The organism is Aeromonas sp. 601039 (assembly GCF_049174415.1).
Lineage (GTDB): Bacteria > Pseudomonadota > Gammaproteobacteria > Enterobacterales > Aeromonadaceae > Aeromonas > Aeromonas veronii_A.
Window position 1 is genome coordinate 99,766 of the sequence record NZ_JAAKTL010000010.1, and the last position, 26,282, is coordinate 126,047.

General features: G+C 59.9%; 26 protein-coding genes. 14 read left to right on the plus strand and 12 right to left on the minus strand.

The features are described from left to right. The first annotated feature begins 120 nt into the window (after positions 1 to 120). From rnr to G5195_RS10560, 4 genes are read left to right on the plus strand one after another with little or no spacing between them, the layout of a single operon-like run. Positions 121 to 2,520 (plus strand): ribonuclease R, encoded by a 2,400-nt coding sequence (rnr, locus tag G5195_RS10545; protein ID WP_421236117.1) that lies wholly within the window; start codon positions 121 to 123, stop codon positions 2,518 to 2,520. Beyond that, complete coding sequence (gene rlmB, locus G5195_RS10550; RefSeq protein ID WP_421209354.1) at positions 2,517 to 3,266, plus strand: 23S rRNA (guanosine(2251)-2'-O)-methyltransferase RlmB; 750 nt, start codon at positions 2,517 to 2,519, stop codon at positions 3,264 to 3,266. Before rnr ends, rlmB begins: the two co-directional genes overlap by 4 nt. Before the next feature lie 2 nt (positions 3,267 to 3,268). Continuing rightward, on the plus strand, positions 3,269 to 3,841 hold the full coding sequence (locus G5195_RS10555; RefSeq protein ID WP_266135397.1) for a Crp/Fnr family transcriptional regulator: 573 nt from the start codon (positions 3,269 to 3,271) through the stop codon (positions 3,839 to 3,841). A 56-nt stretch (positions 3,842 to 3,897) separates the two neighbouring features. Beyond that, complete coding sequence (locus tag G5195_RS10560) at positions 3,898 to 4,353, plus strand: GNAT family N-acetyltransferase (protein ID WP_266135398.1); 456 nt, start codon at positions 3,898 to 3,900, stop codon at positions 4,351 to 4,353. A gap of 72 nt (positions 4,354 to 4,425) precedes the next feature. Here the strand turns inward: G5195_RS10560 and srmB are convergent, their stop codons facing one another. Next, on the minus strand, positions 4,426 to 5,649 hold the full coding sequence (gene srmB, locus G5195_RS10565) for an ATP-dependent RNA helicase SrmB (protein WP_058059701.1): 1,224 nt from the start codon (positions 5,647 to 5,649) through the stop codon (positions 4,426 to 4,428). Between the two features lie 119 nt (positions 5,650 to 5,768). Between srmB and G5195_RS10570 the strand changes: the two genes are divergently transcribed. The 3 genes from G5195_RS10570 (at position 5,769) to brnQ (G5195_RS10580) (ending at position 9,667) form a co-directional block, all read left to right on the plus strand. After that, positions 5,769 to 6,479 (plus strand): tRNA1(Val) (adenine(37)-N6)-methyltransferase, encoded by a 711-nt coding sequence (locus G5195_RS10570; protein WP_266135399.1) that lies wholly within the window; start codon positions 5,769 to 5,771, stop codon positions 6,477 to 6,479. Between the two features lie 191 nt (positions 6,480 to 6,670). Further along, positions 6,671 to 7,975: a branched-chain amino acid transport system II carrier protein gene (gene brnQ, locus G5195_RS10575; protein WP_266135400.1), complete on the plus strand. Its 1,305-nt coding sequence runs from the start codon at positions 6,671 to 6,673 to the stop codon at positions 7,973 to 7,975. Positions 7,976 to 8,389: 414 nt separating this feature from the next. Further along, positions 8,390 to 9,667: a branched-chain amino acid transport system II carrier protein gene (gene brnQ / locus G5195_RS10580; protein WP_421236121.1), complete on the plus strand. Its 1,278-nt coding sequence runs from the start codon at positions 8,390 to 8,392 to the stop codon at positions 9,665 to 9,667. Between the two features lie 73 nt (positions 9,668 to 9,740). Here the strand turns inward: brnQ (G5195_RS10580) and G5195_RS10585 are convergent, their stop codons facing one another. The 3 genes from G5195_RS10585 to zur are packed head-to-tail and all read right to left on the minus strand — an operon-like array spanning position 9,741 to position 10,885. Further along, a complete protein-coding gene (locus G5195_RS10585; RefSeq protein WP_160882368.1) occupies positions 9,741 to 9,971 on the minus strand; it encodes a hypothetical protein in 231 nt (76 codons plus the stop codon). A gap of 4 nt (positions 9,972 to 9,975) precedes the next feature. Then, positions 9,976 to 10,437, minus strand: a complete 462-nt coding sequence (locus tag G5195_RS10590) for a chemotaxis protein CheX (RefSeq protein ID WP_005343179.1) — start codon at positions 10,435 to 10,437, stop codon at positions 9,976 to 9,978. Continuing rightward, positions 10,427 to 10,885: a zinc uptake transcriptional repressor Zur gene (zur, locus tag G5195_RS10595; protein ID WP_160882369.1), complete on the minus strand. Its 459-nt coding sequence runs from the start codon at positions 10,883 to 10,885 to the stop codon at positions 10,427 to 10,429. The genes G5195_RS10590 and zur overlap by 11 nt, the downstream gene beginning before the upstream one ends. Positions 10,886 to 11,022: 137 nt before the next feature. Between zur and dusA the strand changes: the two genes are divergently transcribed. Then, the gene (gene dusA, locus G5195_RS10600; protein WP_421222039.1) at positions 11,023 to 12,009 is read left to right on the plus strand and encodes a tRNA dihydrouridine(20/20a) synthase DusA; all 987 of its coding nucleotides are present in this window, start codon (positions 11,023 to 11,025) and stop codon (positions 12,007 to 12,009) included. Positions 12,010 to 12,078: 69 nt separating this feature from the next. Here dusA and G5195_RS10605 read toward each other — a convergent pair whose 3' ends face one another. Then, complete coding sequence (locus tag G5195_RS10605) at positions 12,079 to 12,393, minus strand: hypothetical protein (RefSeq protein WP_421206183.1); 315 nt, start codon at positions 12,391 to 12,393, stop codon at positions 12,079 to 12,081. 118 nt (positions 12,394 to 12,511) lie between these two features. Further along, positions 12,512 to 14,116: a peptide ABC transporter substrate-binding protein gene (locus tag G5195_RS10610; RefSeq protein WP_421209356.1), complete on the minus strand. Its 1,605-nt coding sequence runs from the start codon at positions 14,114 to 14,116 to the stop codon at positions 12,512 to 12,514. 184 nt (positions 14,117 to 14,300) lie between these two features. Here G5195_RS10610 and G5195_RS10615 point away from each other — a divergent pair, with 184 nt between their 5' ends. Beyond that, the gene (locus G5195_RS10615) at positions 14,301 to 15,008 is read left to right on the plus strand and encodes a ParB-like protein (protein WP_216952075.1); all 708 of its coding nucleotides are present in this window, start codon (positions 14,301 to 14,303) and stop codon (positions 15,006 to 15,008) included. A 94-nt stretch (positions 15,009 to 15,102) separates the two neighbouring features. Here the strand turns inward: G5195_RS10615 and G5195_RS10620 are convergent, their stop codons facing one another. Then, on the minus strand, positions 15,103 to 15,762 hold the full coding sequence (locus tag G5195_RS10620; RefSeq protein WP_421236118.1) for a CatB-related O-acetyltransferase: 660 nt from the start codon (positions 15,760 to 15,762) through the stop codon (positions 15,103 to 15,105). A 288-nt stretch (positions 15,763 to 16,050) separates the two neighbouring features. Here G5195_RS10620 and G5195_RS10625 point away from each other — a divergent pair, with 288 nt between their 5' ends. Next, positions 16,051 to 16,479, plus strand: a complete 429-nt coding sequence (locus G5195_RS10625) for a DUF2753 family protein (protein WP_005335785.1) — start codon at positions 16,051 to 16,053, stop codon at positions 16,477 to 16,479. A gap of 18 nt (positions 16,480 to 16,497) precedes the next feature. Here G5195_RS10625 and G5195_RS10630 read toward each other — a convergent pair whose 3' ends face one another. After that, positions 16,498 to 17,247, minus strand: a complete 750-nt coding sequence (locus G5195_RS10630; RefSeq protein WP_058059692.1) for an enoyl-CoA hydratase-related protein — start codon at positions 17,245 to 17,247, stop codon at positions 16,498 to 16,500. Positions 17,248 to 17,337: 90 nt separating this feature from the next. Here G5195_RS10630 and G5195_RS10635 point away from each other — a divergent pair, with 90 nt between their 5' ends. The 3 genes from G5195_RS10635 to G5195_RS10645 all read left to right on the plus strand — a co-directional run bounded on the left by G5195_RS10635 (position 17,338) and on the right by G5195_RS10645 (position 19,227). Next, positions 17,338 to 17,787 (plus strand): copper chaperone PCu(A)C, encoded by a 450-nt coding sequence (locus tag G5195_RS10635; protein ID WP_058059691.1) that lies wholly within the window; start codon positions 17,338 to 17,340, stop codon positions 17,785 to 17,787. A 95-nt stretch (positions 17,788 to 17,882) separates the two neighbouring features. Beyond that, positions 17,883 to 18,515 (plus strand): TIGR04219 family outer membrane beta-barrel protein, encoded by a 633-nt coding sequence (locus G5195_RS10640; RefSeq protein ID WP_058059690.1) that lies wholly within the window; start codon positions 17,883 to 17,885, stop codon positions 18,513 to 18,515. Between the two features lie 31 nt (positions 18,516 to 18,546). Further along, entirely contained in the window at positions 18,547 to 19,227 is a 681-nt protein-coding gene (locus G5195_RS10645) for an SDR family oxidoreductase (protein WP_157162400.1), read from the plus strand. 90 nt (positions 19,228 to 19,317) lie between these two features. Here G5195_RS10645 and G5195_RS10650 read toward each other — a convergent pair whose 3' ends face one another. Continuing rightward, positions 19,318 to 21,042, minus strand: coding sequence for a proline--tRNA ligase (locus tag G5195_RS10650; RefSeq protein WP_421236119.1), 1,725 nt, complete (start codon positions 21,040 to 21,042; stop codon positions 19,318 to 19,320). A gap of 274 nt (positions 21,043 to 21,316) precedes the next feature. Between G5195_RS10650 and rlmD the strand changes: the two genes are divergently transcribed. Then, positions 21,317 to 22,669 carry a 23S rRNA (uracil(1939)-C(5))-methyltransferase RlmD gene (gene rlmD / locus G5195_RS10655; RefSeq protein ID WP_216979500.1) on the plus strand — a complete coding sequence of 451 codons (1,353 nt, stop codon included), beginning with the start codon at positions 21,317 to 21,319 and terminating at the stop codon, positions 22,667 to 22,669. A gap of 80 nt (positions 22,670 to 22,749) precedes the next feature. Here the strand turns inward: rlmD and G5195_RS10660 are convergent, their stop codons facing one another. The 3 genes from G5195_RS10660 to G5195_RS10670 are packed head-to-tail and all read right to left on the minus strand — an operon-like array spanning position 22,750 to position 26,229. Then, positions 22,750 to 23,319: a PqiC family protein gene (locus G5195_RS10660; RefSeq protein WP_216979499.1), complete on the minus strand. Its 570-nt coding sequence runs from the start codon at positions 23,317 to 23,319 to the stop codon at positions 22,750 to 22,752. Further along, positions 23,316 to 24,965, minus strand: coding sequence for an intermembrane transport protein PqiB (gene pqiB / locus G5195_RS10665; RefSeq protein WP_005335774.1), 1,650 nt, complete (start codon positions 24,963 to 24,965; stop codon positions 23,316 to 23,318). Before pqiB ends, G5195_RS10660 begins: the two co-directional genes overlap by 4 nt. Then, a complete protein-coding gene (locus G5195_RS10670) occupies positions 24,958 to 26,229 on the minus strand; it encodes a paraquat-inducible protein A (protein WP_204481315.1) in 1,272 nt (423 codons plus the stop codon). The genes pqiB and G5195_RS10670 overlap by 8 nt, the downstream gene beginning before the upstream one ends. Positions 26,230 to 26,282: the final 53 nt, after the last annotated feature.

Below are 26,282 nucleotides of genomic sequence, written 5' to 3' on the forward strand. Positions count from 1 at the left end.
ATCATGCCAGCGAACTGAAGATAGTATGACAGAGAGATTGGCCAAAAGGCAGCCGATGGATGCCATTCGCCCCCCCCTCCGATATAATGGCACCGTTACCACCTACCCTAAGGCCTGCTTATGTCTCAAAAAGATCCTTTCCTCGAACGCGAGGCCGAAAAATACGATAACCCCATCGCCAGTCGCGAGTTGATCCTGGAACTCATCAAGGGCCATGAAAAGCCCATGTCCCGTGAAGAGTTGGCCAAGGTCCTCAAGCTGAAAGATGAAGAGCCGTTGGAAGCCTTGCGTCGTCGTCTGCGCGCCATGGAGCGTGATGGACAACTGGTATTCACTCGCAACCAATGTTATGCCCTGCCGGATCGCCTGAATCTGGTCAAAGGTTATGTAATCGGCCACAAGGATGGCTTCGGTTTTCTGCGTCCGGAAGGTGGTGGTCCGGATCTGTATCTGAACAACCGAGAGATGCAACGCCTGATGCATGGCGATTACGTGCTGGTGCAGCCGACCGAGATCGACCGCAAGGGTCGTCAGGAAGCGCGTCTGGTGCGCCTGCTCAAGTCCCGTGAGGCAGACATTGTCGGCCGTTACTTCGTCGAGAATGGCGTTGGTTTCGTGGTGCCGGATGACAGCCGTATCGGCCAGGACATCATCATCCCGGAAGGGGAAAACAAAGGGGCTCGTCAGAGCCAGGTCGTGGTTGTGCGCATCAACCAGCGCGCCACCTCCCGTATCAATGCCGTCGGCACCGTACTGGAAGTGCTGGGCGAGAACATGGCGCCGGGCATGGAGATCGAAATCGCCCTGCGTACCCACGGTATCCCGCACACCTGGCCGGAAGAGGTGACCAAAGAGGTTGCCGGTCTCGGCGAGCAGGTGCCGGAGAAGGCCAAAGAGGGCCGTATCGACCTGCGTGCCCTGCCGCTGGTCACCATCGACGGCGAAGATGCCCGCGACTTCGATGACGCCGTCTTCTGTGAAGCTAAGCGTGGTGGCGGCTGGCGCCTGTGGGTTGCCATTGCCGACGTTTCCGCCTACGTGAAGCCGGGCACAGCCCTCGACACCGAAGCTTATCAGCGTGGCAACTCGGTCTACTTCCCCGAGTTCGTGGTGCCCATGCTGCCGGAGGTGCTCTCCAACGGTCTCTGTTCCCTGAACCCGCAGGTTGACCGCCTCTGCATGGTGTGCGAGATGACCATCTCCGCCTCTGGCCGCATGTCCGGCTACAAGTTCTACGAAGCGGTAATGAACTCCCACGCCCGTCTCACCTACACCAAGGTGGCGGCGATCCTCGACGGTGATCCCAAGCTGCGCCAGCAGTACGATCCGCTGGTCGGCCATATCGAGGAGCTCAACAACCTCTACAAGGCGCTCAAGCATGCCCGTCACCAGCGCGGCGCGGTGGAGTTCGAGAGCGAGGAGACCCGCTTCATCTTCAATGCCCAGCGCAAGATCGACCGCATCGTGCCGCTGGTGCGCAACGACGCCCACAAGATCATCGAAGAGTGCATGATCCAGGCGAACGTGGCTGCTGCTCGCTACATCGAGAAGAACGAAGCTGCCGCCCTGTTCCGGGTACACGACCGTCCGGGCGAAGAGCGTCTGACCGGTTTCCGCGACTTCCTGGCCGAACTGGGTCTGGAGCTCAAGGGCGGTCTCGAGCCCGAGCCGAAGGATTTCGCCGAGCTGGCTGCCAAGTTTGAAGGGCGCCCCGATGCGGAGCTGCTCTCCACCATGCTGCTGCGCTCCATGCGCCAGGCCATCTATCAGGCCGACAACATCGGTCACTTCGGTCTGGCTCTGAAGTCCTACGCCCACTTCACCTCGCCGATCCGTCGTTACCCCGACCTCATCCTGCACCGCGCGATCAAGTATCAGACTGCCAAGGAGCAGCAGGCCAACCTGCGCCACAAGTGGACTCCGAGCGGTGGTTACCACTACCAGCTGGAAGAAGTGGATCCGATGGGCGAGCACTGCTCCATGACCGAGCGCCGTGCCGACGATGCCACTCGCGATGTGGCCGACTGGCTCAAGTGCGAGTACATGCTGGATCACGTGGGTGACGAGTTCGACGGCGTCATCGCCAGCGTTACCGGCTTTGGCTTCTTCGTGCGTCTGGCCGAGATCCACATCGACGGTCTGGTGCACGTCAGCACCCTCACCAACGACTACTACCAGTTCGACCCGCTGCACCAGCAGCTGATCGGCGAGAACTTCCGCCGCCGCTACCGTCTGGGCGACAAGGTGCGGGTCAAGGTGATGGGCGTCAATCTGGACGATCGCAAGATCGACTTCGTGATGGTGGAAGAGCCCCTCAAGATCACCGGCAAGAACGCCAAGCAGGCTGTTCGCAAGATGGCCGAGATCAAGAAAGAGAAGGCCAAGAGTGCCGAGCGCCACGAAAAGCGCAAGGAGAAAGGGGGCAAGGACCACGGTAAACCCGCCAAGGGTGGCCGTGCCAAACCCAGCAACAGACGACCGGGCAAAAAAGCTCACGATAAGGCCAAGAGCACTAAATGAGTACTGAACTGATCTACGGCATTCACGCTGTATCCGCGCTGCTGGAGCGCACTCCCGAGCGCTTTATCGAAGTGTGGGCCCTCAAGGGGCGGGATGACGACCGGCTGCAACCCCTGCTGGCTGAGCTGGAGTCCCTCGGCTTGCGCGTGCAGAGCGTGAACCGCAAGACCCTTGATGACAAAGCGGAAGGCAACAATCACCAGGGCATCATGGCCCGGGTGAAAGAGGCGCCGAAGCTGGCCGAGCACGATCTGGCCAGCCTGCTGGACGAGTTGGCGGCACAACAGAGCCAGCCCTTCCTGCTGGTGCTGGATGGCGTGACCGATCCGCACAACCTCGGCGCCTGCCTGCGCAGCGCCGATGCCGCCGGGGCTCATGCGGTGATCGTGCCGCGCGACAAGGCCACGGGTCTCACCCCGATTGTGCGCAAGGTCGCCTGTGGCGCGGCCGAAGTGGTGCCGCTGATTCAGGTCACCAACCTGGCCCGTACCCTGCGCGAGCTGCAGGAGCGCGGTGTCTGGATCGTCGGCACCGCTGGCGAGGCAGATCACGACCTCTATCAGGCCAAACTGACCGGCCCGATGGCGCTGGTGATGGGTGCTGAAGGTAAAGGCATGCGTCGTCTGACCCGAGAACATTGCGACGAGCTGGTGAGCATCCCGATGGCGGGGGCGGTATCCAGCCTCAACGTCTCGGTGGCAACCGGCGTTTGCCTGTTTGAAGCCGTGCGTCAGCGTCGCTGTTAATCATGCTGACTGACAGACCCCCCTTCGATTGGGCGCAGGTCGCAGATAGAGAGGAGGCCGCGCGCCTCCTCTCTTTTGCCCGCCCGCTGACCCTCCGCCCGAAAAGCTGCCTCTGGCACGCCGGCGACAGCCCGGATCTGCTGGTCAGGGTGGAGCAGGGGCTGCTGCGGGCCAAGCTGGTGCTGGAGGATGGCCGCGAGTACATCAAGGAGTTCTACTGGGAGGGGGACGAGTTTCTCGACTTCCACCACCTGCTTAGTGGCGAGCCAGCCCGCTACAGCGTGGAGGCGCTGGAGTCTTGCCGTCTGCAGCTGTTCAGTCTGGCCGACCTGCGCCAGCTGCCCGGCTGGCCGCGCTGGTATCAGCACTTGCTGGAGGTGCAGTTGCGCATCAAGGAGGAGAAGGAGCTGTTGCTGCTCACCGGCAGCCCGCAGGCGCGCTATCAGCACTTTCTCGACAGTTTTCCCGCGCTCGATGCCAGAGTGCCCGACCACCAGATCGCCGCCTATCTCGGCATTACCCCCATCAGCCTGAGCCGCATTCGCAAACGGCTGAAAGAACTTAACAAAGGTTAATGCAGGGCGCTGGCGCCACGATTATGCTGGCAGGCTGAACTGATAAGGAGTTGCCGATGAACTGGATCCTGAAACCCTGGTCTGAACTGACCACAGACGAGTTGTATGAGTTGTTGGCGCTGCGGGCCGAGGTGTTCGTGGTGGAGCAGACCTGCCCCTTTCAGGATCTGGACGGGCTCGATCGCCGCGAAGGGGTCTGGCACCTGCTCGGCTATCAGGGCGATCTGCTGGCCGCCTATGCACGGATCATGGCGCCCGGTATCGGCGATGAGAGCGGCGCCGCCATCGGTCGGGTGGTAACTTCACCCAAGGCGCGCGGCGGTGGTCTCGGTCACCAGCTGATCGGCGAGGCGGTCAAGGCGTGTGAGGCACGCTGGCCGACCCACAGCATCTGGCTGGGGGCGCAGGCCCATCTGCAGGGCTTCTATGGCCAGCACGGTTTTGTGGCGGAAGGGGAAGGCTATCTCGAAGATGATATCCCCCATATGGGAATGCGCAGAGTGGCGGCATAACCACTCGTCAGAGTGATGCAGAATGCAGAAGGGCTATCCCGCGGGATGGCCCTTCTCTTTATCGCCAGGCGATCACTTCTTCTTTTTCTTCTTGGCGGACTTCTTCTTGTCGACCGGCTTTTTCTTCTTCACCGGTACCCGCGCCTCTTTATGTTTCGGGCGCAGCTCGTCGATCACCCGGCGCTTGAGGCGCTCTTCGGTGTAGCGCTCGATCTTGGCGACCATCGCCATGTCGTGGGCCTCCACCAGGCTGATGGCGCAGCCACGATTGCCGGCGCGGCCGGTACGGCCGATACGGTGAACGTAAACGTCGGCGCCGTAGGGCATGTCGTAGTTGATGACATGGCTGACGTTCGGCAGGTCGATGCCACGGGCGGCGACGTCGGTGGCGATCAGGAAGGGCACTTCCCCTTCGTGGAACTTGCGGATCGACTCGATACGCTTGCTCTGCTCCATCTCGCCACGGATCCAGGCGCAGGAGATACCTGCAGCCTGCAGCTGGCCGGAGAGCTCCGCCAGACGCTCGCGAGTCTTGACGAAGATGATGGCTTTCTGGGTTTCCGGATCTTTCAGGATATGGGTCAGCAGCGCCAGCTTGTGGGTGGCGTCATCGGCCAGATGGATCCACTGGGTGATGGGGCGACGTTCGCTGCGGGGCGGCTCGGCGTGCAGCTCCACCGGATCCTTGAGGATCTCGTTGGCGAACTTCTCAAGGCCGGCCCCTTCCAGGGTGGCGGAGAAGAGCATGGTGTGCTTGCGGTAGCGCGCTTCGGCCACGATGCGGTTCACATCCTTGATAAAGCCCATGTCCAGCATGCGGTCCGCTTCATCCAGCACCAGCACTTCGATGTCGTGGCTCTCGAACTCCTCTTTCTCGATGTACTCGAGCAGACGGCCCGGGGTGGCCACCACTATGTCGGTGGTCTTGGTCAGGGCAGGCAGCTGCTCTTCATGGCTGACGCCGCCGATGATGGTTTCGATGCTGAGGTTGGTATGGGCCGCCAGCGCCTTGGCGTGGGCGGTCACCTGCAGCGCCAGCTCGCGGGTCGGGGTCAGGATCAGCATGCGGCAGGGGCCCGGCTTGCGGCGCGGGAAGTCCAGCAGGTGCTGGAGTGCCGGCAGCAGGAAGGAGGCTGTCTTGCCGGTACCGGTCGGAGCGGATGCCAGAATATCGCGGCCGTCCAGGGCTGGCTCCAGCACCATCTGCTGGATGGTGGTGGGGCGGGTGAATCCCATCTCGGCCAAGGCCCGGTTGAGGGCTGGGTGCAGGTCGAAATCATCAAAGGACTGGCTCATGGCAATACTCGGTCATTAAGGAAACGGCAGATTATAGGCGATTATCTCGTCGGCTCCTATTGGTGAGTGTGTCTTAGCCGCTATAATCGCCCACCATTTTTGCAGATGACGGGGGCCAGATGGGACGTAGTCGCGGATTTACCTTCAAACAGTTCCATATCAATCACGATCGCTGCGCCATGAAGGTGGGTACCGATGGCATTTTGCTCGGTGCCTGGGCGCCGGTCGAACAGGCGCGTCGAGTGCTCGATATCGGCACCGGCAGCGGCCTGATCGCCCTGATGCTGGCCCAGCGCAGCAGATCTGACTGCCGTCTTGATGCGGTCGAGCTGGATATTAATGCGGCCAGCCAGGCGCGGGAGAATGCGGCGTCCTCTCCTTGGGCAGATCGGGTGACCATCATAGAGAGTGCCATTCAGGATTATCAGGCCGCCCCTTACGATCTTGTCGTCTCCAACCCTCCCTATTTCGTGGCAGGCCAGTCATTTAGCGATCCGGCGCGGGCGTTGGCCCGCCATACCGGCGCCCTCGACAGCCCCGCATTACTGGCGGCCTGCAATCGTTTGTTGAGCCCGAACGGGCAGGTGGCGCTGGTGCTGCCGACGGCGATGGCCGATGAAATTTTATGCATTTCGGCGAATTATGATCTGCATGGCATTTGTTATACAGCTGTTATCACCAGAGAGGGTAAAGAGGCAAATCGTGTTTTATTGCTACTTGGCAGAGGATTAAACAGGTGTGAGAGGGGTGAAATTGTGATCCATTCTGCTGATGGGGCCTATTCCGACAGATATATCCAACTGACCAACCCCTTCTATTTGAAGATGTAAATTTCGTCTTGAACTATTTTTTCACGCCATTATGCTGGTTCCAGATCGAGCGCCCGCTCCAGACCAGCTAAAACCACTGGTTGCGATGAAAAAACATGCGGGGCTCTTTTTTTATACCCCCTGAACACACCCGGTCAGCGACCGATAAAAACTATAACAAGCAATAATTTACAAGACAGACGAGGTTGAACTTGACGAAATCACTCACATTGTCCGATGTACTCGGATTAGGGTTTATGACCTTCGCCTTCTACTTGGGCGCCGGTAACATCATTTTCCCGCCGTTGGCCGGTTACATGGCTGGTGAGCACCTCTCCCTGGCGATGTTTGGCTTCCTGGTCACTGCCGTGGGCCTGCCTCTGGTAACCATTCTGGCCGTGGCGAAAGCCGGTAACGGTTGGGCTGGCATGACCAAACTGCTGCCTGCCGGTGTTGCGACTGCGCTGGCCGTTGCCATCTATATCATCATAGGCCCGGCCTTTGCCGCGCCCCGTACCGGTCTGGTTGCCTACGAAATGGGCCTCAAGCCGTTCATCGGTGATATGGGGCAAGCGGGTCTGGCGGCCTATACCGTGATCTTCTTTGGTGTGGCCATTCTGGTCTCCATGAACCAGGGCAAGCTGATGGACGCCATCGGCAAATACCTGACTCCGGTACTGATGCTGCTGCTGCTGACTCTGGCGGTCGGGGTATTCGTAGCGCCGCAAGGCGCCATGCCTGACGCGTCCGGTGACTATCAGAACAGCCCCTTCGTGAAAGGGATCCTGGAAGGTTACAACACCATGGACACCCTGGCGTCCCTGATGTTTGGCGCCCTGATCGTCGATCTGCTGCGCCAGAAAGGCATCAACGATTACAAGAGCCAGTTCAAGTATCTGGCCATTGCCGGCCTCATCTCTGCCGTTGGTCTGAGCGTGGTGTACGTCTCCCTGTTCCAGCTGGGTAACACGGCAGCCGGTGTGGCGACGGATGTCAGCAATGGTGGCGCCATCGTCAACGCCTACGTACTGAGCCTGTTTGGTCAGCCGGGTCAGTTCATTCTGGCGGCCATCATCACTCTGGCGTGTTTTACCACTGCAGTCGGTCTGATCTCCGCCTGTTCCGATTTCTTCCACAATCTGACCGGCATGGCTTACAAGAAGCTGGTGGTGTTGCTGGGCGTTATCTGTGCCGTGGTGGCCAACGTGGGCCTGAGCCAGCTGATCAGCCTCTCCATTCCGGTGCTGGTTGCCATCTATCCGGTTGCCGTGGCGCTGGTGCTGGTCACCTTCCTGAAGGGTTACTTCGGCCGTCCCCGTCTGGTGTTCCGTGGCGTGTTGATGGTTGCCTTCCTGTTCGGGTGCCTGGATGGTCTGGGTGCTGCCGGCATGAAGATGGATGCGTTTGCCTTCCTGCCGCTGTTCGACAAGGGCCTCGCCTGGCTGATGCCGACCCTGCTGGCCTGCGTAGTTGGCGTGATGGTGCGTCCGACACAGATGGCTGCCGAAGCTGCCTGATCACGCCCGATGTGATATTGCCAAGAGCCTGCCCCGTGCAGGCTCTTTTGCTTTCCGTCACTCTGCATTGTGTTTTGCCGGGTTGTGATGGTCACTGCCGGTGACGCTTGCCTGTTCCGCGCTTTTGCTGCCTGTTCTCGCCTCTTTGCATCATTTTGAGAGGAGCAAATTTTTTGGTGATTAATTCTGTTTGTTCAAATTGTTTCAATATATTAATTTGAGATTGAGATTTGATTCCTTTTCTTTATGCTGAATGCGCAATTCTTGTCCGGTATCCGTACGAGAGAGAAGCAAGAGACATTGTTACCGGTTATCTGCCAGGCAGTGGGTGCAATCAATAACAAGCTGATAAGGCAGATGAGGTTGGGTTTGACGAAATCATTGAAGTTGTCCGACGTATTCGGACTGGGGTTTATGACGTTTGCCTTCTATCTGGGGGCTGGCAATATCATTTTTCCGCCGCTTGCGGGTTTTATGGCTGGTGAGCATCTGCTGGCCGCCATGTGCGGTTTTCTACTGACGGCGGTGGGGCTGCCGTTAATCACCCTGATTGCGGTTGCCAAGGGGAGTTCGGGGGGCCGCGCGAGTGGCTGGACCGGAATGACCCGCTATCTGCCCGCCGGGGCGGCGACGGCGCTGGCCATCGCCATCTATATCATCATGGGGCCCGCCTTTGCCATTCCCCGCACCGGTCTGGTCGCCTACGAGATGGGGCTCAAGCCCTGGCTCGGCGATGCCGGTCATGAGGGGCTGCTGATCTACACCCTGAGTTTCTTTGCGCTGGTGATCATGGTGGCGCTCGATCGGGGCAAACTGCTCGATGCGGTTGGCAAGTACCTGACTCCCGCCCTGATGGCGATGCTGCTCATTCTGGCGGTCGGGGTCTTTATCGCGCCACAGGGTACCATGCCCGATGCCAGCGGTGACTACATCAGCGCTCCGCTCACCAAGGGGATGCTGGAGGGGTATAACACCATGGATACCCTGGCATCCCTGATGTTTGGCGCACTGATCATCGGGTTGCTGCGCCAGAAGGGGATCGAGGACTATCGCAGCCAGTTCAAATACCTCACCATTGCGGGCCTGATCTCGGCGGTCGGGTTGTCGGCGGTCTATCTCTCTCTTTTCCAGCTTGGCAACAGTGCCGGCGGAGTAGCGAGCGACATCAGCAACGGCGGTGCCATCGTCAATGCCTACGTCCTGAGCCTGTTTGGTCAGCCTGGGCAGCTTATTTTGGCGGCCATCATCACTCTGGCCTGTTTTACCAGTGCAGTAGGCCTACTCTGTGCCGGAGCCGATTATTTCCAAGGTTTGACTGGCTGGGCTTACCACAAGTGGGTGATGCTGCTGGGGGCACTCTGCGCGCTGGTGGCCAATGTGGGGCTGAGTGAGCTTATCAGTCTCTCCATCCCGGTGCTGGTAGCCATCTACCCGGTTGCCATTGCACTGGTGCTGGTGACCTTCCTCAAAGGGTGGTTTGCCCAGCCACGGCTGGCGTTTCGTGGCGTGCTGCTGGTCGCCTTCCTGTTTGGCTGTCTGGACGGACTGGGCGCTGCTGGTATGGCTATGGACGGCTTTGCCTTCCTGCCGCTGTTCGACAAGGGACTTGCCTGGCTGCTGCCAACTCTGCTGGCCTGCATCGTTGGCATCTTGATGCGACCAAACGGAAAGCTGGCTGCCGAAGCGGCTTGATTCAGGATCAACGAGATAGCAAAGAGGCCAGCATCTGCTGGCCTCTTCTGTTTCTGCCGGATCCGTTACCGGATCAGATTTGCGGGCCTGCCGGCTTGGGTTTGCCATCCAGACCATACCAGTGGGTTTCTACCCGTCCGGCATGCCACTCGAAGGTGCCCCAGGGCTGTTTGGTTTCCCAGCGCGGGAAGTTGATGAGAACCCGGTTATCTTCGTACTTGTAGAGGGAGGTGCTGATCTGAATGTCCGACAGGATCAACAGTAGTGCCCAGCAGATGAAAATCCATTTCAATGCTTTCCACATAGGATTACTCGAAGCAAATTTCGATAGTGGCGCGACCGAAATCGGATTCGAATGGCATCATTATCTTGGTGCCATCGGCCCTGTGGGTGATGGTGTGGTTGGGGCCGGAGACGATGATGGGGGTCGCCATGTCAAACTCGTAGCCCTTCTCGCCCAGCATCCGTTTGGCACCGCCGGTCACCATGTTGGTGATTTCACCGACCATGTCGGTCACCTCTTCATTGATGGAGGCGGGAGCTTCCCCCAGCATGCGACGCATGATCTCCAGCGCCAGCCCCTTCTCGAAGCTGATGGAGAGGGAGCCGCGGGTCTGCGGGCCGACCATGCCGATCAGACCGGAGACGTCGCCGCGCGCCAGCTCATCCATCTTGCGTTTCGGTTTGCCCGGTTTTAGTTCCAGCTGTGCCATGGTCGAGAGCACATTGAGCAGAGATAGCAGGAACGGATTTACAAAATCAGCCTTCATGATGACTTCCTACAGTGGGCGTACAGCGAGCACATTGGCCATGTGCCTCTATTGTCTTATTGGTAATCGTAAAGCCATGCAAGTGGGCCTGCTCGGAAAACGCGCTATCTATTGCACTATCGTGAAGTTCGACCACATCCCCGCACTCGTCGCAGATCAGCAGCTGCATCGGGTGAGCGTGATCGAAGTGGCAGCAGAAGATAAACGCGTTGAGCGATTCCACTTTGTGAGCAAAGCCCTGTTCGAGCAAAAAATCGAGTGCCCGATAGACGGTTGGCGGCTTGGCATTGGCTTCGGTTTGTTGCAGCTGGGCCAACAAATCATAGGCGCTGATGGCGTTGCCGTGTGCCGCCAGCAGGCGAAATACCTGACGTCGGGTCGGGGTGAAGCGGATCCCTCGCTGTATACAGAGTCGCTCGGCTCGTTGTAAAAGTTGGTCTTGATTCATGATCGCGCAGATACCCTTTCTATTAGCCGGATACTATCACAGGGCCTCGCATGGCGCGGCGACAAAATTCATTTTCTGGGGCTGCTTCACGTTGTGATAAAATCCGCCCCTTTCTTTAGCCAACCCGGATGATTTTTATGCAGGCGCAGCGTTTTTCCATCGCCCCCATGCTGGACTGGACTGATCGGCATTGCCGTTACTTTCATCGACTGATGAGTCGCCAGACCTTGCTCTATACCGAAATGGTGACCACCGGTGCCATCATCCACGGCAAGGGGGATTATCTGGGTTACAGCGAGCAGGAGCATCCCATCTCCCTGCAGCTGGGGGGCAGCAATCCGGCCGATCTGGCGCGCTGTGCCAAGCTGGCCGAGGAGCGCGGCTATGACGAGGTGAACATCAACGTCGGCTGCCCCTCCGATCGGGTGCAAAACGGTCGCTTTGGCGCCTGCCTGATGGGCGAACCAGCGCTGGTGGCGGACTGCGTCAAGGCGATGCGCGATGTGGTCGATATTCCGGTGACGGTGAAGACCCGTATCGGCATCGACGATCAGGACTCCTACGAATTTCTGCAGACCTTTATCGAACAGGTGCGCGATGCCGGTTGCGACACCTTTATCGTCCATGCCCGCAAGGCGTGGCTGAGTGGCCTGAGCCCCAAGGAGAACCGCGAGATCCCGCCCCTCGATTATCCCCGCGTCTATCGGGTCAAGCAGGATTACCCGGATCTCACCATCGCCCTCAACGGCGGCGTCACCTCCATGGAGCAGACCCTCGCGCATCTGCAACACGTCGATGGCGTCATGATGGGGCGTGAAGCCTATCAGAACCCCTACATTCTGGCGCAGGTGGACAATCTGGTGTTTGGTCAGAACAACGCCGTGCCGAGCCGCCACGAGGTGGTGCGGATGATGCTGCCCTATATCGAGCAGGAGCTGGCCAAGGGCAACTACCTCTCCCATATGACCCGCCACATGCTGGGGCTGTTCCAGAACATGCAGGGGGCTCGCGCCTGGCGCCGTCACCTGAGCGAGAACGCCTGCAAACCGGGCGCCGGTATTCAGGTGGTGCTGGATGCCATGGCCAAGGTGCCGGAGTTTGCCAGCAGCGAGACGGCCGAATAAGCCGCTTTGTCAGGGCAAGAACCACAAAAAGCGCGTCAATCGACGCGCTTTTGGTTTTTCTGGTCAGGGTCACCCTGATGTGTTGTCAGAAGCCGTACTGTAGTCGTGTATCTCTCCGGGGCGCGGAGTAAAACGTGGATCGCCATCTTTGTATTCACGAACAAGCTGCATGGTCTTGCAGAAGCTGGCCTGCTTGTCGTACTCCTGCCGGGCAAGATCGATGGCCCGTTCGGCCCGGCGCCGCTCCATCTTGTCAGACTTGCGATCGCTGAACTGTTGCTGCTGATGCAGCATCCAGCCGACAAACTCTTGCTGGCATTGGGATTCGCTACTGGCCTGCGCAGGCAGGGTCCACAACAACGAGAGCAGTATCAAATAACGCATGTCTGACTGGGTATTGAAGATTAATTGAACAGAAGGGGCGGCATTTTAGGCTGGAAATCGGGATGTGAACAGTATCAATAGCGAGGCCCCGCAGGGCCTCGCATCGTTGTGGCCGGTCTCAGTGTTTGACGAGGTAGAGTTGGCGGCTGTAGGCCACATCTTCCGGGTTGTTGATGGGGTAGCCCTTGAGCCATGGCTTGATGAGGCGGGCATTGGTGTACTGGTAGATGGGGGCGATGGGGGCTTGATCCAGCAGGATCGCCTCCGCCTCGCCAAACAGCTTGCTGCGGCTGGCGGCATCCTGAGTGCTGGCAGCCTCTGCCAGCAGCTGGTCATAACGGGCATTGGCAAAGCCTGCCATATTGCCGCTGTGACGGGAGCCCCACAGGCCGAGGAACGCTGAAGGGTCGTTGTAATCGGCGACCCAGGATGAGCGGATCACCTCGAACTGACCGCTCTGGCGGCTGTCGAGATAGGTTTTCCACTCCTGATTGGTCAGCTCGACCTCGGCGCCCAGCTTCTGCTTCCACATGCTGGCAATCGCCAGTGCCATCTTCTTGTGAATTTCCGCGGTGTTGTAGAGCAGGGTCAGCTTGAGCGGCTTGTCCGGGCCGTAACCGGCTTCCTTGAGCAGGGCCTTGGCCTTGCTGTCCAGCTCCGGCTGGCTGCTGGTGGAGAGCAGGTTGGCGGTTGGGGTAAAGCTGGCGGTCACATCCGGAGTGAAGTGATAAGCCGGTTTCTCGCCAGTGCCGAGCACCTTGTCGGCGATCAGGGCGCGATCGATGGTGTAGGAGAGCGCCTTGCGCACCCGCACATCGTCGAGCGGCGCCTGCTTGGTATTGAAGGCGTAGTAGTAGGTGCCGAGCTGATCCGGGGTGTAGACCTCATTCGGGATCTGCTGCTTCAGCTTGTCGTACTGCTCCTTGGGGAAGGATTCGGTGATATGCAGATCGCCAGCCAGGTAGCGGTTGGTGGCCGCGCTTTCCTGATTGATCGGCATGAAGATCACCTTGGTCAATACGGTATGGGCCCGATTCCAGTAATAAGGGTTGGGGGTCAGCTCCAGCTTTTCGTTGACCACCCGGTTGTTCAGCACAAAGGCACCGTTACCCACCAGTTTGCCGGGCTGAGTCCACAGGTTGCCGTACTGTTCGATGCTGGCCTGATGGAGCGGCGACAGGCTGGGGTGGCTCAGCAGGTTCAGGAAGTAGGGCACCGGCTGGGAGAGGGTCACCTGCAGGGTGTGGTCATCGAGGGCCTTGACCCCCAGCTCGCTGGCAGGCAATTTGCCAGCGACTATCTCGTCCACCTTGTCGAAACGGGCCAGTTGGGCAAACCAAGCGAAGGTGGCCGCCTCTTTCGGGTCGACCAGCTTGCGCCAGCCGTAGACGAAGTCGCCGGCCTTGACCGGATCGCCGTTGGACCAGCGCGCATCCGGGCGCAGATGGAAGGTAAAGAACTGGTTGCCCTTGTTCTCCCAGCTGGCCGCCACCCCGGCAACCGGTTTGCCATCCGGCCCCTGGGTCAGCAGCCCCTCGAACAGATCCCGCAGTACCTGCAACTCCGGCAGGCCGACCAGCTTGAGCGGGCTCAGGCTGGCAGGTTCATCCTTGAGGTGGCGAACGACAATCTGCTCGGCGGCGAGTTGTGTTCCGGCGGGAATATCGGCAGCCTGGACAGCAGCACAGCCCAGCAGGGCCAGCAAGGGGGTCCATCCTTTCATGGGTCGGATCCTTCAAATAGTGTGAAGCGGGGAGAAAACTCGGCGAGAAAATATCGCCGACAGATGGGAAATCATGATATCCCGTTTGCTGGTCTGACCGCCAGCATTCGACTCTCACTCCCAATCGGGGTAGAAGAGCGTTCCCGGCGTCTGTGCAGTTCAATGTGGTGAGGAGTGTCAAACGATGAAAGCATGGTTATTGCTGGCCTGTGTGTTGAGCCAGGGCGCCTGGGCGTTGGCCCCGTGCCAGAGCGACACGGCGGTGGGCAACTGGTGCGAGATCGGCATCGATGCCTTGCACCCGACTCAGGGGGGCGTCGGCCAGATCCAGGTTGATGAGACCCAGGCCACATTGGCGGGCATGAGCGCAAAGCAGCTCGACAAGTTGATGAAAAAGAAAGAGATCCCCGTGGTGATTGCACCGGATGGCAGCTACTGGCTGGTGGACAGACACCATCTCACCAAGGCGTTGTGGCAGCAGGGCGTCAAGGATGCGCGGGTCAAGGTGATTGGCCGTCTGCAGGACAAAGCCAACTTCTGGAGCCAGATGCAGAACAACCACTGGGCCTGGCTCAAGGATGAGAAGGGGCAGCCGCTGACCCCGGAGCAGTTGCCGACCAGTATCGACAAGCTGCCTGATTACCCCTATCGCACCCTGGCCGGACTGCTGCAGGATGCGGGCTACTTTCGCAAGGACAAACAGGTCTATTTCGTCGAGTTTGCCTGGGCCAGCTGGCTCGGCAAGCAGATGCAGTGGATGCCTGTCGATAACTCCAATCTGACCGCTCGCCTGCAACAGGCCAAACGGCTCGCCTGCGGCAGCGATGCCAGTGACTTGCCCGGTTATCCCGGCAAGCAGTGCAGCCTCAACCAGTCCAAAAGCGCGCAGTGAGTGGATGTGCGATGACGGCATCCAGAGCATGCCGGAGATAAAAGAGGGCGACCCCAGGGTCGCCCTTATGCTGTCAGCTACTGGTTAGCGGTGGTCACTCATGGCGCACCGCCCAGTGGGCAGCCGCCTGTTCAAGCAGGGCGACGTCACCTTGCTGGATCAGCGCTAGCAGATCGTTGACCTGTTGATCCCGCCAATCCCACCAAGCGAGGGCCTGTAGCCGGGCAATTTCCTCCTCGCCAAAGCGCATTCGCACCACCCTGGCCGGGGTGCCCGCCACCATGGAATAGGGTGGTACATCCTGATTGACCAGCGAACGGGCGGCGATGATGGCGCCGTCGCCGATGGTGACGCCGGGCATGATCATCGCCTCCATGCCGATCCAGACATCGTTGTCGATGCGGGTATCGCCAGCGGGGCGATAGCTGCGCTTGAGCGCCGCCAGATCGGCGAACGGATAGGTGCTGATGAAGGCCGTGTTGTGGGTGTGGTTGCCGCCCATGATGATCTTTACCCCAGCGGCAATTTGCACATAGTCGCCGATATGGAGCCGGTCGATATGCCAGAGCGGCTCCCAGCCGGTTTCCGGGCTGCGGCTGAAGGGATCGCCATGGAGGTAGCGCACCGCCACCTCTTCGAAGGGGCCATCCCAGGCACCCGAGTAGTAGCTGTGCTGCCCTTTGAGGCAGATATTGGGGTTGGTCACCGTCAGGTGCAGGTATTCGACCTGCGACCAGTGTTGGCAGGGGTTCATATTGGTACTCCTTTGCTGAATGGATCGGATGGGTTGCGTTCGCTTGAGCGCAGCTAATAGATCCAGACCAGCATGCGGGGCACGCAGAGCAGGGAGCAGCCCAGCATCTGCGGGAGGCGTGGTCGCATTGTGGTGTGCTCCAAAGAACTAAGAGGGAAGGGCGCGATCATAAGGTCGGGCGCCGGGTTTGCCAAGGTTGCGCAGAGATCCTGCACTAACCCTCTGGTTGATATTTATTCTCAATTAGCCATGATAACACTCCCACCATGACGGATTCGGGAGAGCGAGATGACACCGCAAAGTTGGCAACGATACATGCTGGAGGCGGAGCGTGCCTGGCAGGCCGGTTCGCTAGGGGCGGCGATCTGCTTTTATCAGCAGGCGCTGGGGGATGTTTACGAGATGACCCAGGTGGAGTTGACCGAGCTGGCCACCATGCGAGTCGCCACCTGTCACCGGTTGGCCGACTTCTGGCGGGCGATGGATGAGCCGACTTACGAGCTGCGCTACCTGAAACTTGCCTCCGAGCTGGTGACTGCGCTGGTGCCGCAGTGCCCCAATCGGGAGTGCGAGGCACTGATCAGCGAGTTGGGTTGCTGTCGTGGTGCCCTGCTCGCCTTTCTCAAGCGCCACCCCAATCCGGAAATTGCCCGGCTGATCCAGCTGCAGGACAAGGTGCAGGGTTGCGAGCTGATCGGCCGTTTTCGTCTCAACTGACAGGCGTTGAGCGGCAGCTCAGCCCCGCCGTTTGAGTTTCTGGGCGATGCGCTGTTGCGCCTCTTCCCCTTGCAGTGCCTGGGCGAAGGCGCGCGCCTCCAAATCGATGACAAAGTGCACTGCTTGTTTGAGCTCCTGTTTCAGCAGTGTTTTGCTCTTTTGCAGCGCTCTGGGCGGTTTGGCCGCCAGCTTCAGTCCCTGCTCGCGGGCAAAGGAGAGTACTCCATCGGCCGCCACCACCTTGTTGGCGAGCCCGAGTCGCTGCGCCTCCTCGGCATCCATCGCCTCGGCCAGCAGCAACAGCTCGGCCGCCTTGAGGTGCCCCACCAGACGCGGCAGCAGCAGGCTGGAGGCGAACTCCGGCACCAGTCCCAACTCGACAAAGGGAAGCTGCAAGCGGGCGTTATCCGCCAGATAGACCAGATCGCAGTGCAGCAGAATGGTGGTGCCAATCCCTACTGCAGGACCTGCAACAGCGGCGATCACGGGTTTGGGGAAGTCGGCAAGGGTGTGGAGGAACTGCAGGATGGGGTCGTCGGGCTCCAGCGAGCTCTTGCCCATAAAGTCGGCCAGATCATTGCCCGCGGTAAAGCAATCCTGCTGCCCCTGCAACAACAGGACATGCACCTCCTCATCGGCTGCCGCCTCTCGCAGCGCTGCCACCAGTTGCTTATAGATCTCGGTATTGAGGGCGTTGCGCTTGTCGGGGCGGTTGAGGGTCAGGGTGAGCAAGCCATCCTGCTGCTCGGCAATGAGAATGGGGGCCATGTCTAAATCCTTGTTATTGAAAGGTGCAAAAAAGGTTGCTGCTGGGGTAACCTTGGCGCCGTTTAACAACATCATAAAAGGATTTCAACCATGTTTAAACGTGCGTTTTATTCTCTGCTGGTTCTGGGTATGACGGCGCCTGCACTGGCCAAGGTCGAGGCTGTCGACGGCTATGTGCGGCTGCTGCCGCCGGGCTCCCCCAACACTGCCGCCTTTATGGTGCTCAAGAATGACGCCGACCAGCCGGTCAAGCTGGTGGCAGCGGCTTCTGCTGCGGCCGGGCGTGCCGAGCTGCACACTCATCTGCACGAAAATGGTGTGATGAAGATGCGTCAGGTCGAGAATATCGAGATCCCGGCCAAGGGCGAGGCGGTGCTGAAACCGGGCAGCCTGCACATCATGCTGTTCGAGGTGGGTACGCTCTCCGAGCAGACTCCTTTCCCGCTCACCCTCACCATGGACGATGGTCAGAAGCTGGAGCTGTCACTGCCGGTGAAGCCGATTGAGCCGATGGCAGAGATGAAGCATATGAAGCACTGACATTTGTCGTCGTTTGTTCAGGATTGACGCTGGGTATTTTGGCTGCACCGAGTAAAATAGTGCTCTTTTCCATGTATGCAAGAGGAAGTGACGTAATGAAAAAGACGCTGATTGCCGGTTTTGTGCTGGCTCTGTGCAGCCAGAGTGCCATGGCCGCTGACGACTGGCGTTTTGCCGCCGGTGCCGACGTATGGGCAGCCAAGGGCAGTGGTCAGGCTTATGGCACCAGTGCCGATGGCAGCTATGACGACAGCTACAACTGGAACGGCTATCTGCAACTGGAGCACGGCATCATCCTCCTGCCGAACGCCAAGTTTGAAGTCTCCGATTTCAGCACCTCCGGCGGCAACTTCAAGAACGACCTGACCGCCTACGATCTGAGCCTCTACTACCGTCTGTTCAACAACGATCTGTTCAAGATCGATCTGGGTATGACCGGTCGTCACTACGATGGCGAGCAGGTCTATGTCGGTCGCAAGGGCTATAACGAAGATACCCTGATGGCTTATGCCGGCAGCGAAGTGAAGATCCCGGGCACCGGCATCGCCTTCTTCGGTGATCTGCGCACTCACGATGCGGACAACTATGACTACCGTCTGGGCGGTTCCTACAAGTTCTCCTCCATGCCGATCAAGCTGCGTGCCGGCTGGCGTGAAGCCAAGGTCGACTTCGACAACGTTGACCAGCGTATCGATGGCTGGTTCATGGGCGGCGAATTCACCTTCTAATCTGACCGTCAACTGACGAAGAGGAGCGATAATGGGCCACATCATAGTGACAGGTGCCGGTTCTGGTCTGGGTCGGGCGCTGACCATCGGACTGGTTGAGCGGGGCCACCAGGTCTCCATGATGGGGCGCCGTTATCAGCGACTGCAGGAGCAGGAGCAACTGCTCGGCAGCGCGGTGATCGGCATCGCGGCCGATCTGGCGCACCATGAAGAGGTCGATGTCGCCTTCGCCGCTGCGGTGGAGTGGGGCGGGCTGCCCGACATGGTGATCCACTGCGCCGGGGTGGGTGAGTTTGGCCCGGTCGGTGTCTACACTGCCGAGCAGATCCGCCGGGTGGTGGAGAGCAACCTTATCTCCACCATTCTGGTGGCCCAGCAGACGGTGCGGCTTATCGGCGACAAGGGCGGAGTGCTGGCCAATGTGCTCTCCTCCGCCGCGCAGGTGGGCAAGGCCAACGAGAGCCTCTACTGCGCCTCCAAATGGGGGATGCGCGGCTTTCTCGAATCCTTGCGCGCCGAGCTGAAAGGCTCGCCACTGCGGCTGGTCAACCTCTACCCGAGCGGGATCCGCAGCGAATTCTGGGACAACTCGGATCACGTGGACCCGAGTGGCTTCATGACTCCGGAAGATGCGGCGGCCTATATGCTCGACGCACTGGAAGCCAGAAGCAGCTGCCACGTGACCGACCTCTTTATTGGTCGCAATCCCTGAGGCAACCCTTCATCCGGTTGTCGTCGTCAGCACACAGAAACAAAAAGCGCGCCAAATGGCGCGCTTTTTTATATCGGGAAGAGGGCGGAATTAACGGCCCAGCTTGGCCTTGAGCATGGCGATGATATCGCTGATGGCCACTTCCTGCTTCTCGCCGGTGCGGCGGCACTTGTACTCCACCACGCCGTTGTCCAGACCGCGATCGCCGATGACGATGGCGTGCGGGATGCCCAGCAGCTCCATGTCGGCGAACATCACGCCCGGGCGCTCTTTACGGTCGTCGAACAGCACGTCCACACCAGCGGCTTTCAGCTCGGCGTAGAACTGTTGTGCCTGCTCGGCCACACGCTCGGATTTGTGCATGTTCATCGGCACAATGGCCACTTCGAACGGGGCGATGGCATCCGGCCAGATGATGCCGTACTGGTCGTTGTTTTGCTCGATGGCGGCAGCCACCAGACGGGAAACCCCGATACCGTAGCAACCCATCTCCATGGTGACGGATTTGCCAGCTTCGTTCAGCACGCTCGCCTTCATCGCTTCGGAGTACTTGGTACCCAGCTGGAAGATGTGGCCCACTTCGATACCGCGCTTGAGCAGCAGCTTACCCTGGCCGCACGGGCTCGGGTCGCCTTCTACCACGTTGCGCAGGTCGGCAACTTCGTAAGAAGCGATGTCGCGATCCCAGTTGGCACCGGTCAGGTGGAAGCCGGTCTCGTTGGCGCCGCAGACGAAGTCCGCCAGATGGGCGGCGCTGCGATCGACGATGATGCGACCGGCAAAGCCGACCGGGCCGATGGAACCTGCATCGCAACCGGCGGCAGCTTTGATTTGCTCGTCGTTGGCGAAGGTCAGCGGGTTGGCAACGCCAGCCAGTTTCTCAGCCTTGATTTCGTTCAGCTCGTGGTCGCCACGCAGTACCAGCGCGATGACGGCCTGCTTGCCGTGCTCATCTTCCTCTGCCAGTACCAGCAGGGTCTTGGCGATGGCGGTCGGCGCCACCTTCAGGAAGGTAGCCACTTCGTCGATGGTGTGGACGTTCGTGGTGGCAACCTTGGTCAGGGCTGCGGTGGCGGCAGCGCGCTCACCAGCCGGGGCCAGCGCTTCGGCCATCTCGATGTTGGCGGCGTAATCGGAGCTATCGGAGAAGGCGATCAGATCTTCACCGCTCTCGGCCAGCACCTGGAATTCGTGGGAACCGGTACCACCGATGGAGCCGGTATCGGCCTGCACCGGACGGAAGTTCAGGCCCATGCGGGTGAACGCCTTGCAGTAGGCGGCGTGCATCTTCTCGTAGGTATCGACCAGAGACTCTTTGTCGATGTGGAAGGAGTAGGCATCCTTCATCAGGAATTCGCGGCCACGCATCACGCCGAAACGAGGGCGTACTTCGTCGCGGAACTTGGTCTGGATCTGGTAGAGGTTGAGCGGCAGCTGCTTGTAGCTGTTCACTTCGTAACGCACCAGCGCAGTGATCACCTCTTCGTGAGTCGGGCCCAGCACGAAGGGACGGTTGTGGCGGTCGGTCAGACGGCACAGCTCGGGACCGTAGTCATCCCAGCGGCCAGACTCCTGCCACAGCTCGGCAGGCTGCACCACCGGCATGGAGACTTCAACGGCACCAGCATTGTTCATCTCTTCGCGAACAATGTTCTCAATTTTCTTCAGTACCCGCAGACCGGTTGGCAACCAGGCATACATGCCGGAGGCCAGTTTACGGATCATCCCGGCGCGCAGCATCAGCTGGTGGCTGACAACTTCGGCGTCGGAGGGGGTTTCCTTGAGAGTGGAAAGCAGATATTGGCTGGTACGCATCGCGGTAGACCTTAGCTAGAACGGGCGCGGGGCCCAGGATAATTTCAAGGGCGGAATTTTAACAGGCTGGGCGTTATGGCCCAAGGGCTAAATTTGCCGCAACCCGAAAGGTGGCAACACCCGGCAGATAGCCTGGGGCAATGACCATTGCAACAAGCAGGTTTTTTATGCCTGCAATTTGGCCGGATCTCCGCTAAACTCTGCCACCTTTTCTCGATGGGCATGGCTTTTCCGCGTCCATCACCCCCCATTTTTAGTACTTTTGGAGCCGCTCATGCCGTTAGTGGGACATCAACACCAGATCGAGATCCTGGAACTGACCGACAAAGGAGATGGCAAAGGACGCCTGTTCGATCGCCCCCTGTTTGTCGAAGGTCTGCTGCCCGGTGAACAGGCGCTGGTGGAGCTGACCGAGGTCAAGCCGAACTATCTGCACGGCAAGGTCGCCGAGCTGCTCCAGCCCTCTGCCGACCGGGTTGCCGATTTCTGCCCCAACACCGAGTGTGGTGGCTGTCAGGTGCGCCCGCTGGCCTATCCGGCCCAACTCAAGCTCAAGCAGGCCTTGGTGCAGAGCGCACTGGAACAGGTCGGGCTGGGTGACACCCCGGTCAAGGATATCCTTGGCATGGAGAGCCCGTTCGCCTATCGCAACAAGGCGCAGTACGCGGTTCGCGGCTGTGACGCCGGTGCCGAGATCGGTTTTTATCGCAAGCACTCCCACGACCTCATCACCGCCGATGATTGCGCGGTGCAGGACTCGCTGCACGTGGAGCTGAACGCCCGGGTGCGCAACTGGATGCGCGCGCACGACATCGCGGCCTATGACGAGGTGAACCACACCGGTTGTGTGCGCAACCTGATGACCCGCAAGGGCTTCAAGAGCGGCGAGCTGATGGTGGTGCTGGTGACCCTGAGCGAGGAGCTGCCGTTTGAAGCCGAGCTGCTGGCGGCCCTGCAGGATCTGCCGGTCACTACCCTGGTGCAGAACATCAACGAAGCGCGCACCAACCGCATTCTGGGCGACAACAACCGGGTGCTGCTGGGCAGCGGGGTGATCCGCGACAAGATCCACGAACTCGAATTCGAGATCTCGCCGCTCTCCTTCTTCCAGAACAACCCGAGCCAGACCGACGTGCTCTACTCCAAGGCACTGGAGTATTGCGAGCTGACCGGCAACGAGACGGTGTTCGATATCTATTGCGGTATCGGCACCATCTCCCTGTTCCTGGCCGGCAAGGCCGCCAAGGTAGTGGGGATCGAGTCGGTCGAGAGCGCCATCAGCGATGCCCGTCGCAACGCCGCCCTCAACGGTATCGAGCACACCGAATTCCACGTCGGCAAGGCTGAGCAGCTGATGCCTGAACTGCACGCCCAGGGCGTGACCGCTGATGTGGTGGTGATGGATCCGCCGCGCAAAGGCTGTGACAAGGCTGTACTGCAGACCCTGGTCGCCATGGCGCCCCGTCGTCTGGTCTATGTCTCCTGCAATCCGCAGACCCTGGCCCGCGATCTTGCCTGGCTGGTCAAGCAGGGCTTCGTGCTGGACGAGGTGCAGCCGGTCGATATGTTCCCGCACTCCATGCATGTGGAAGCGGTAGCTCGCCTGAGCCTGCCCGCCAAGGCGTGAGTCATCGCCTGATACTCGCACATAAAAAAACGACGCCAGCTGGCGTCGTTTTTTTATCTCTGCAATCGGCTGATGGCCGATTAGCGGGCGCTCTGGCGCACCTCGGCGGCAATCTGGTCGAGCAGCTGTTGCCAGCCCTGACCCAGTTCGTTCACCAGTGCGTTGTAGCCATCGGCCGGCAGTATCCGCTCCTGACGGAAGGGGGCATCGCGCAGCACGGTGCCATCTTCCGCCAGCAGGCGCCAGCGGCCGCTCAGCACGGCGCTGCCGTCATGACGGCCCTGAAAGCGCTCCACCAGAATGGTCAGCACCGGCCCCTTGCGGGCGCCATCCTGCCGCACCACCCAGCCCGGCAGGCGGGTGGAGAGGCCATTGAGGGTGAGCTGGTTGAGCTGATCGTCCAGCGCACCGGCCCAGCGATGGTACTCGGTGAAGTGCAGCTCTTGCCCTTCCAGCTGATAGACCAGACTGATCCGGTCGAGCTGGCTGGCCAGCGCCACCGGGCGCAGCACCAGCTGGTGCTGCGGTTGGGCAGGTGCCGTCACGGGTTGCTGGTTGTCGGCATCGAGCGAATAGTAGTGCAGGCTTGGCTGGCTGCTGCAACCCGCCAGCAGGCCCAGCAGGGCCAGCGTCAGGATCTCTTTTTTCATTGTTTGCCTCGCTTGGGCTCAGGGTCCGATGGATGCGCGCGATCGAAGATCAGCGAGCTGGGCTGCTCATTGAGGGAGTGCACCAGCGGCTGCAGTTCGCGCATCAACTGATTGAGGGTCTGCACCGACTGGCGCAGGTCCTGATTGGTCTGCGACTGGGCATCATAGGCCTGCAAGGTCTCCTGCAACTGCTTGAGGCTCTCGTTGAGCGAGGCCGGCAGCTGCTGGGTGGAATCCTTGGCAGTGAGCTTGTTCAGGTTGGCGCTGACTGCACTGATGTTCTTCAGGGTGCCATCCAGAGTGGTGAGTGACCCGTTGACCTTGGTCAGGGTGGTCGCCATGTCCATGTCGACAAACTTGTCGAGGATGAGGTTCACCTTGCGCTCGATCTGATCCAGCCCGCCCTGCACGGTGGGGAAGACCTGATAACCGGCCAGCTTGGCCTGCTCGAAACGTGGCGCGTCCGGATAGAAGTTGAGATCGATGATCTTGCCACCGGTCAGCAGGCTCGAGGTCTTGAGGCTGGCACGCAACCCCTCCTTGAACTGCTTGCCGAACAGGGCGCGCCATTGATCCTTCTCCGCCTTGGCATAGCGGTGGGAGAGGCGCTGTACCTCGATGCGAGCCAGCACCGGGATCTGGCGGCTCTTGAAGATCTGCACGCCCTTGTCCTCGATGAGGTAGGGGGCGGAGATGACGGTACCGACCCGAATGCCGCGATACTGCACCGCCGCGCCCGGGTGCAGGCCACCCACGTTGTCATCGAACAGGAAGACGTAGTCGATGAACTGATCCAGACTACCGGCCAGCACGCTCGCCTCATCCTGAAACAGGGTGAACCCTTCCATCTGTTTGACCGGCTCGCCAGGCGCCCAGCCGGGTGGCAGACCCATGGTGATGCCGCCATCGATCAGGCTCTCCAGCGAATCCATCTTCACCTTCATCCCCTCGCTGCTCATGGAGACTTCGAAGCCCGGGGTCATCCAGAAGCGGGAGTTGCTGCTCACCAGAATGTCATAGGGGGCGTGGATGAAGATTTGATACTGCATCTCGCTCTTTTCCGGCAGGAACTTCGCCTCTTCCACCTGACCTATGGTGAAGCCCTGATAGTTGATGGGGGAGCCTTCCCCCAGCGCGCGGGTGTCGCGACTGCTGAGGGTGAGACGCAGCCCCTTGGCATCGAGGGAGGCGAGTGGCGGTTTGTCGAGCATGGCGTATTCGTCCCGTGCCCGACCTTTCTTGCCGGGGGCGAGCTCGATATAGGCGCCGGAGAGCAGGGTGCTCAGACCCGATACCCCTTCACGGCCCACTCTGGGCTTGACCACCCAGAACTGGCTGTCACCGCGCAGCATGCCGGAGGCGGCATTGGTCAGCCGTCCTTTCAGCACGGCATGGCTATAGTCATCACTCAGCTCGACGGCCTCGATGCGACCGACGTCCACTTCGCGGGAACGGATCACCGTCTTGCCAGCGACTATGCCCTCGGCAGTGGCGACTGTCAGGGTGAAACTGGGGCCTTGGGAGTACCAGTGCTGGAACAGCATCCAGAGACCGATGAACAGCGCCAGCAGGGGCACCATCCAGATTGCGGCGGCAGAGCTCAGAAAGTCAGAGCCCGGTTTCCACCTTTTTTTACGCTCACTCACGTTCGCGTTCTCCTTGTTGTAAATCCCAGATCAGGCGGGAGTCGAAACTCATGGCGGCGACCATGGTGATCAGCACCACACCTGCAAATGCGACGGCCGCAGGGCCGGGATAGATGGTCATCAGATTGTCGAGCCGGATCAGGCCCGCCAGAATGGCCACCACGAAGACGTCGATCATCGACCAGCGTCCGACAAATTCGGTCATGCGATAGAGTTTTAGCTTGCCGAGGGGGGAGGTGACATTGCCGCGCTGCACCATATAGCAAAGCCAGAATAGCGCCAGTATTTTCACCAGCGGCACCACCACGCTGGCGAAAAAGATCACCGCCGCTATGGGGTAGGAGCCCATGGCCCAGAGCAGCACCACACCGCCGAGGATGGTGGAGGGGCTGTCATCACCGAGAAACACCGTATCCATGATGGGATAGACGTTGGCCGGAATGTAGAGAATGGCGGAGGTAAACAGCAGCGCCCAGGTACGGTTCAGGCCGCCCGGCTTGCGGGCATGCAGCTTGCCGCCGCAGCGGGAGCAGCTATGGCAGCCCACCTCGCTCAGGGCGCCACAGATATGGCAGCCCACCAGACCTGATTCCAGCGCGCCCGCTTCCGGGTCGATCTCCCGCGCCTCGGTCGGGCCGAACAGCCGCTGCCACAGCCACATCTGATCCAGCGAGGAGATCATCTTGATGAGCAGCACCGTGTAGCCGACGAAAGCCCAGAATGACAGCCCCATCTTGATGTCGGCCATCCCCATCAGCTTGACCAGCGAGATGAGCACCCCCACCAGAAAGACATCCACCATCAGCCAGGGTTTGATCCGGCAGAGCAGACGGCCGAGGGAGCGCAGGGCATTGCTGTGCAGATCTTTATCGATCCGCCACAGCACCAGCATGATGGAGCCCATATAAACCAGTGGCAGGCCGATCAGGGTCAGGCTCAGTACCGCGCCGAGAAACAGATAGCCCTCATCCACCAGGGTGGTGATGCTCTGCAAAAAGGTCATCTCCTGGCCCACCCCTTTGGCCGAGAAGGACATAAAGGTAAAGGCATTGGCGAGCACGAACATGATAAGTGCCGCGAACCCGTAGGAGATCGGCCGCAACTCCTGCTGTGGCAGGTGGCGACTCAGGGTGTGTCCGCAACGGGGGCAGCAGCTGGCCTGTCCCACCTCGAGCGGTGTGGCCGGTATCAGCAGGTCACACTCTTCGCAGGCAGTGGCATCATGGACATAGGTGGTGTGGTGTTGGTGTGAAACCGGATGCAAGATAAAACCCCAGATAAGGCCCGTGGTAGAGCCAGAGCTGGTGATTATCGCAG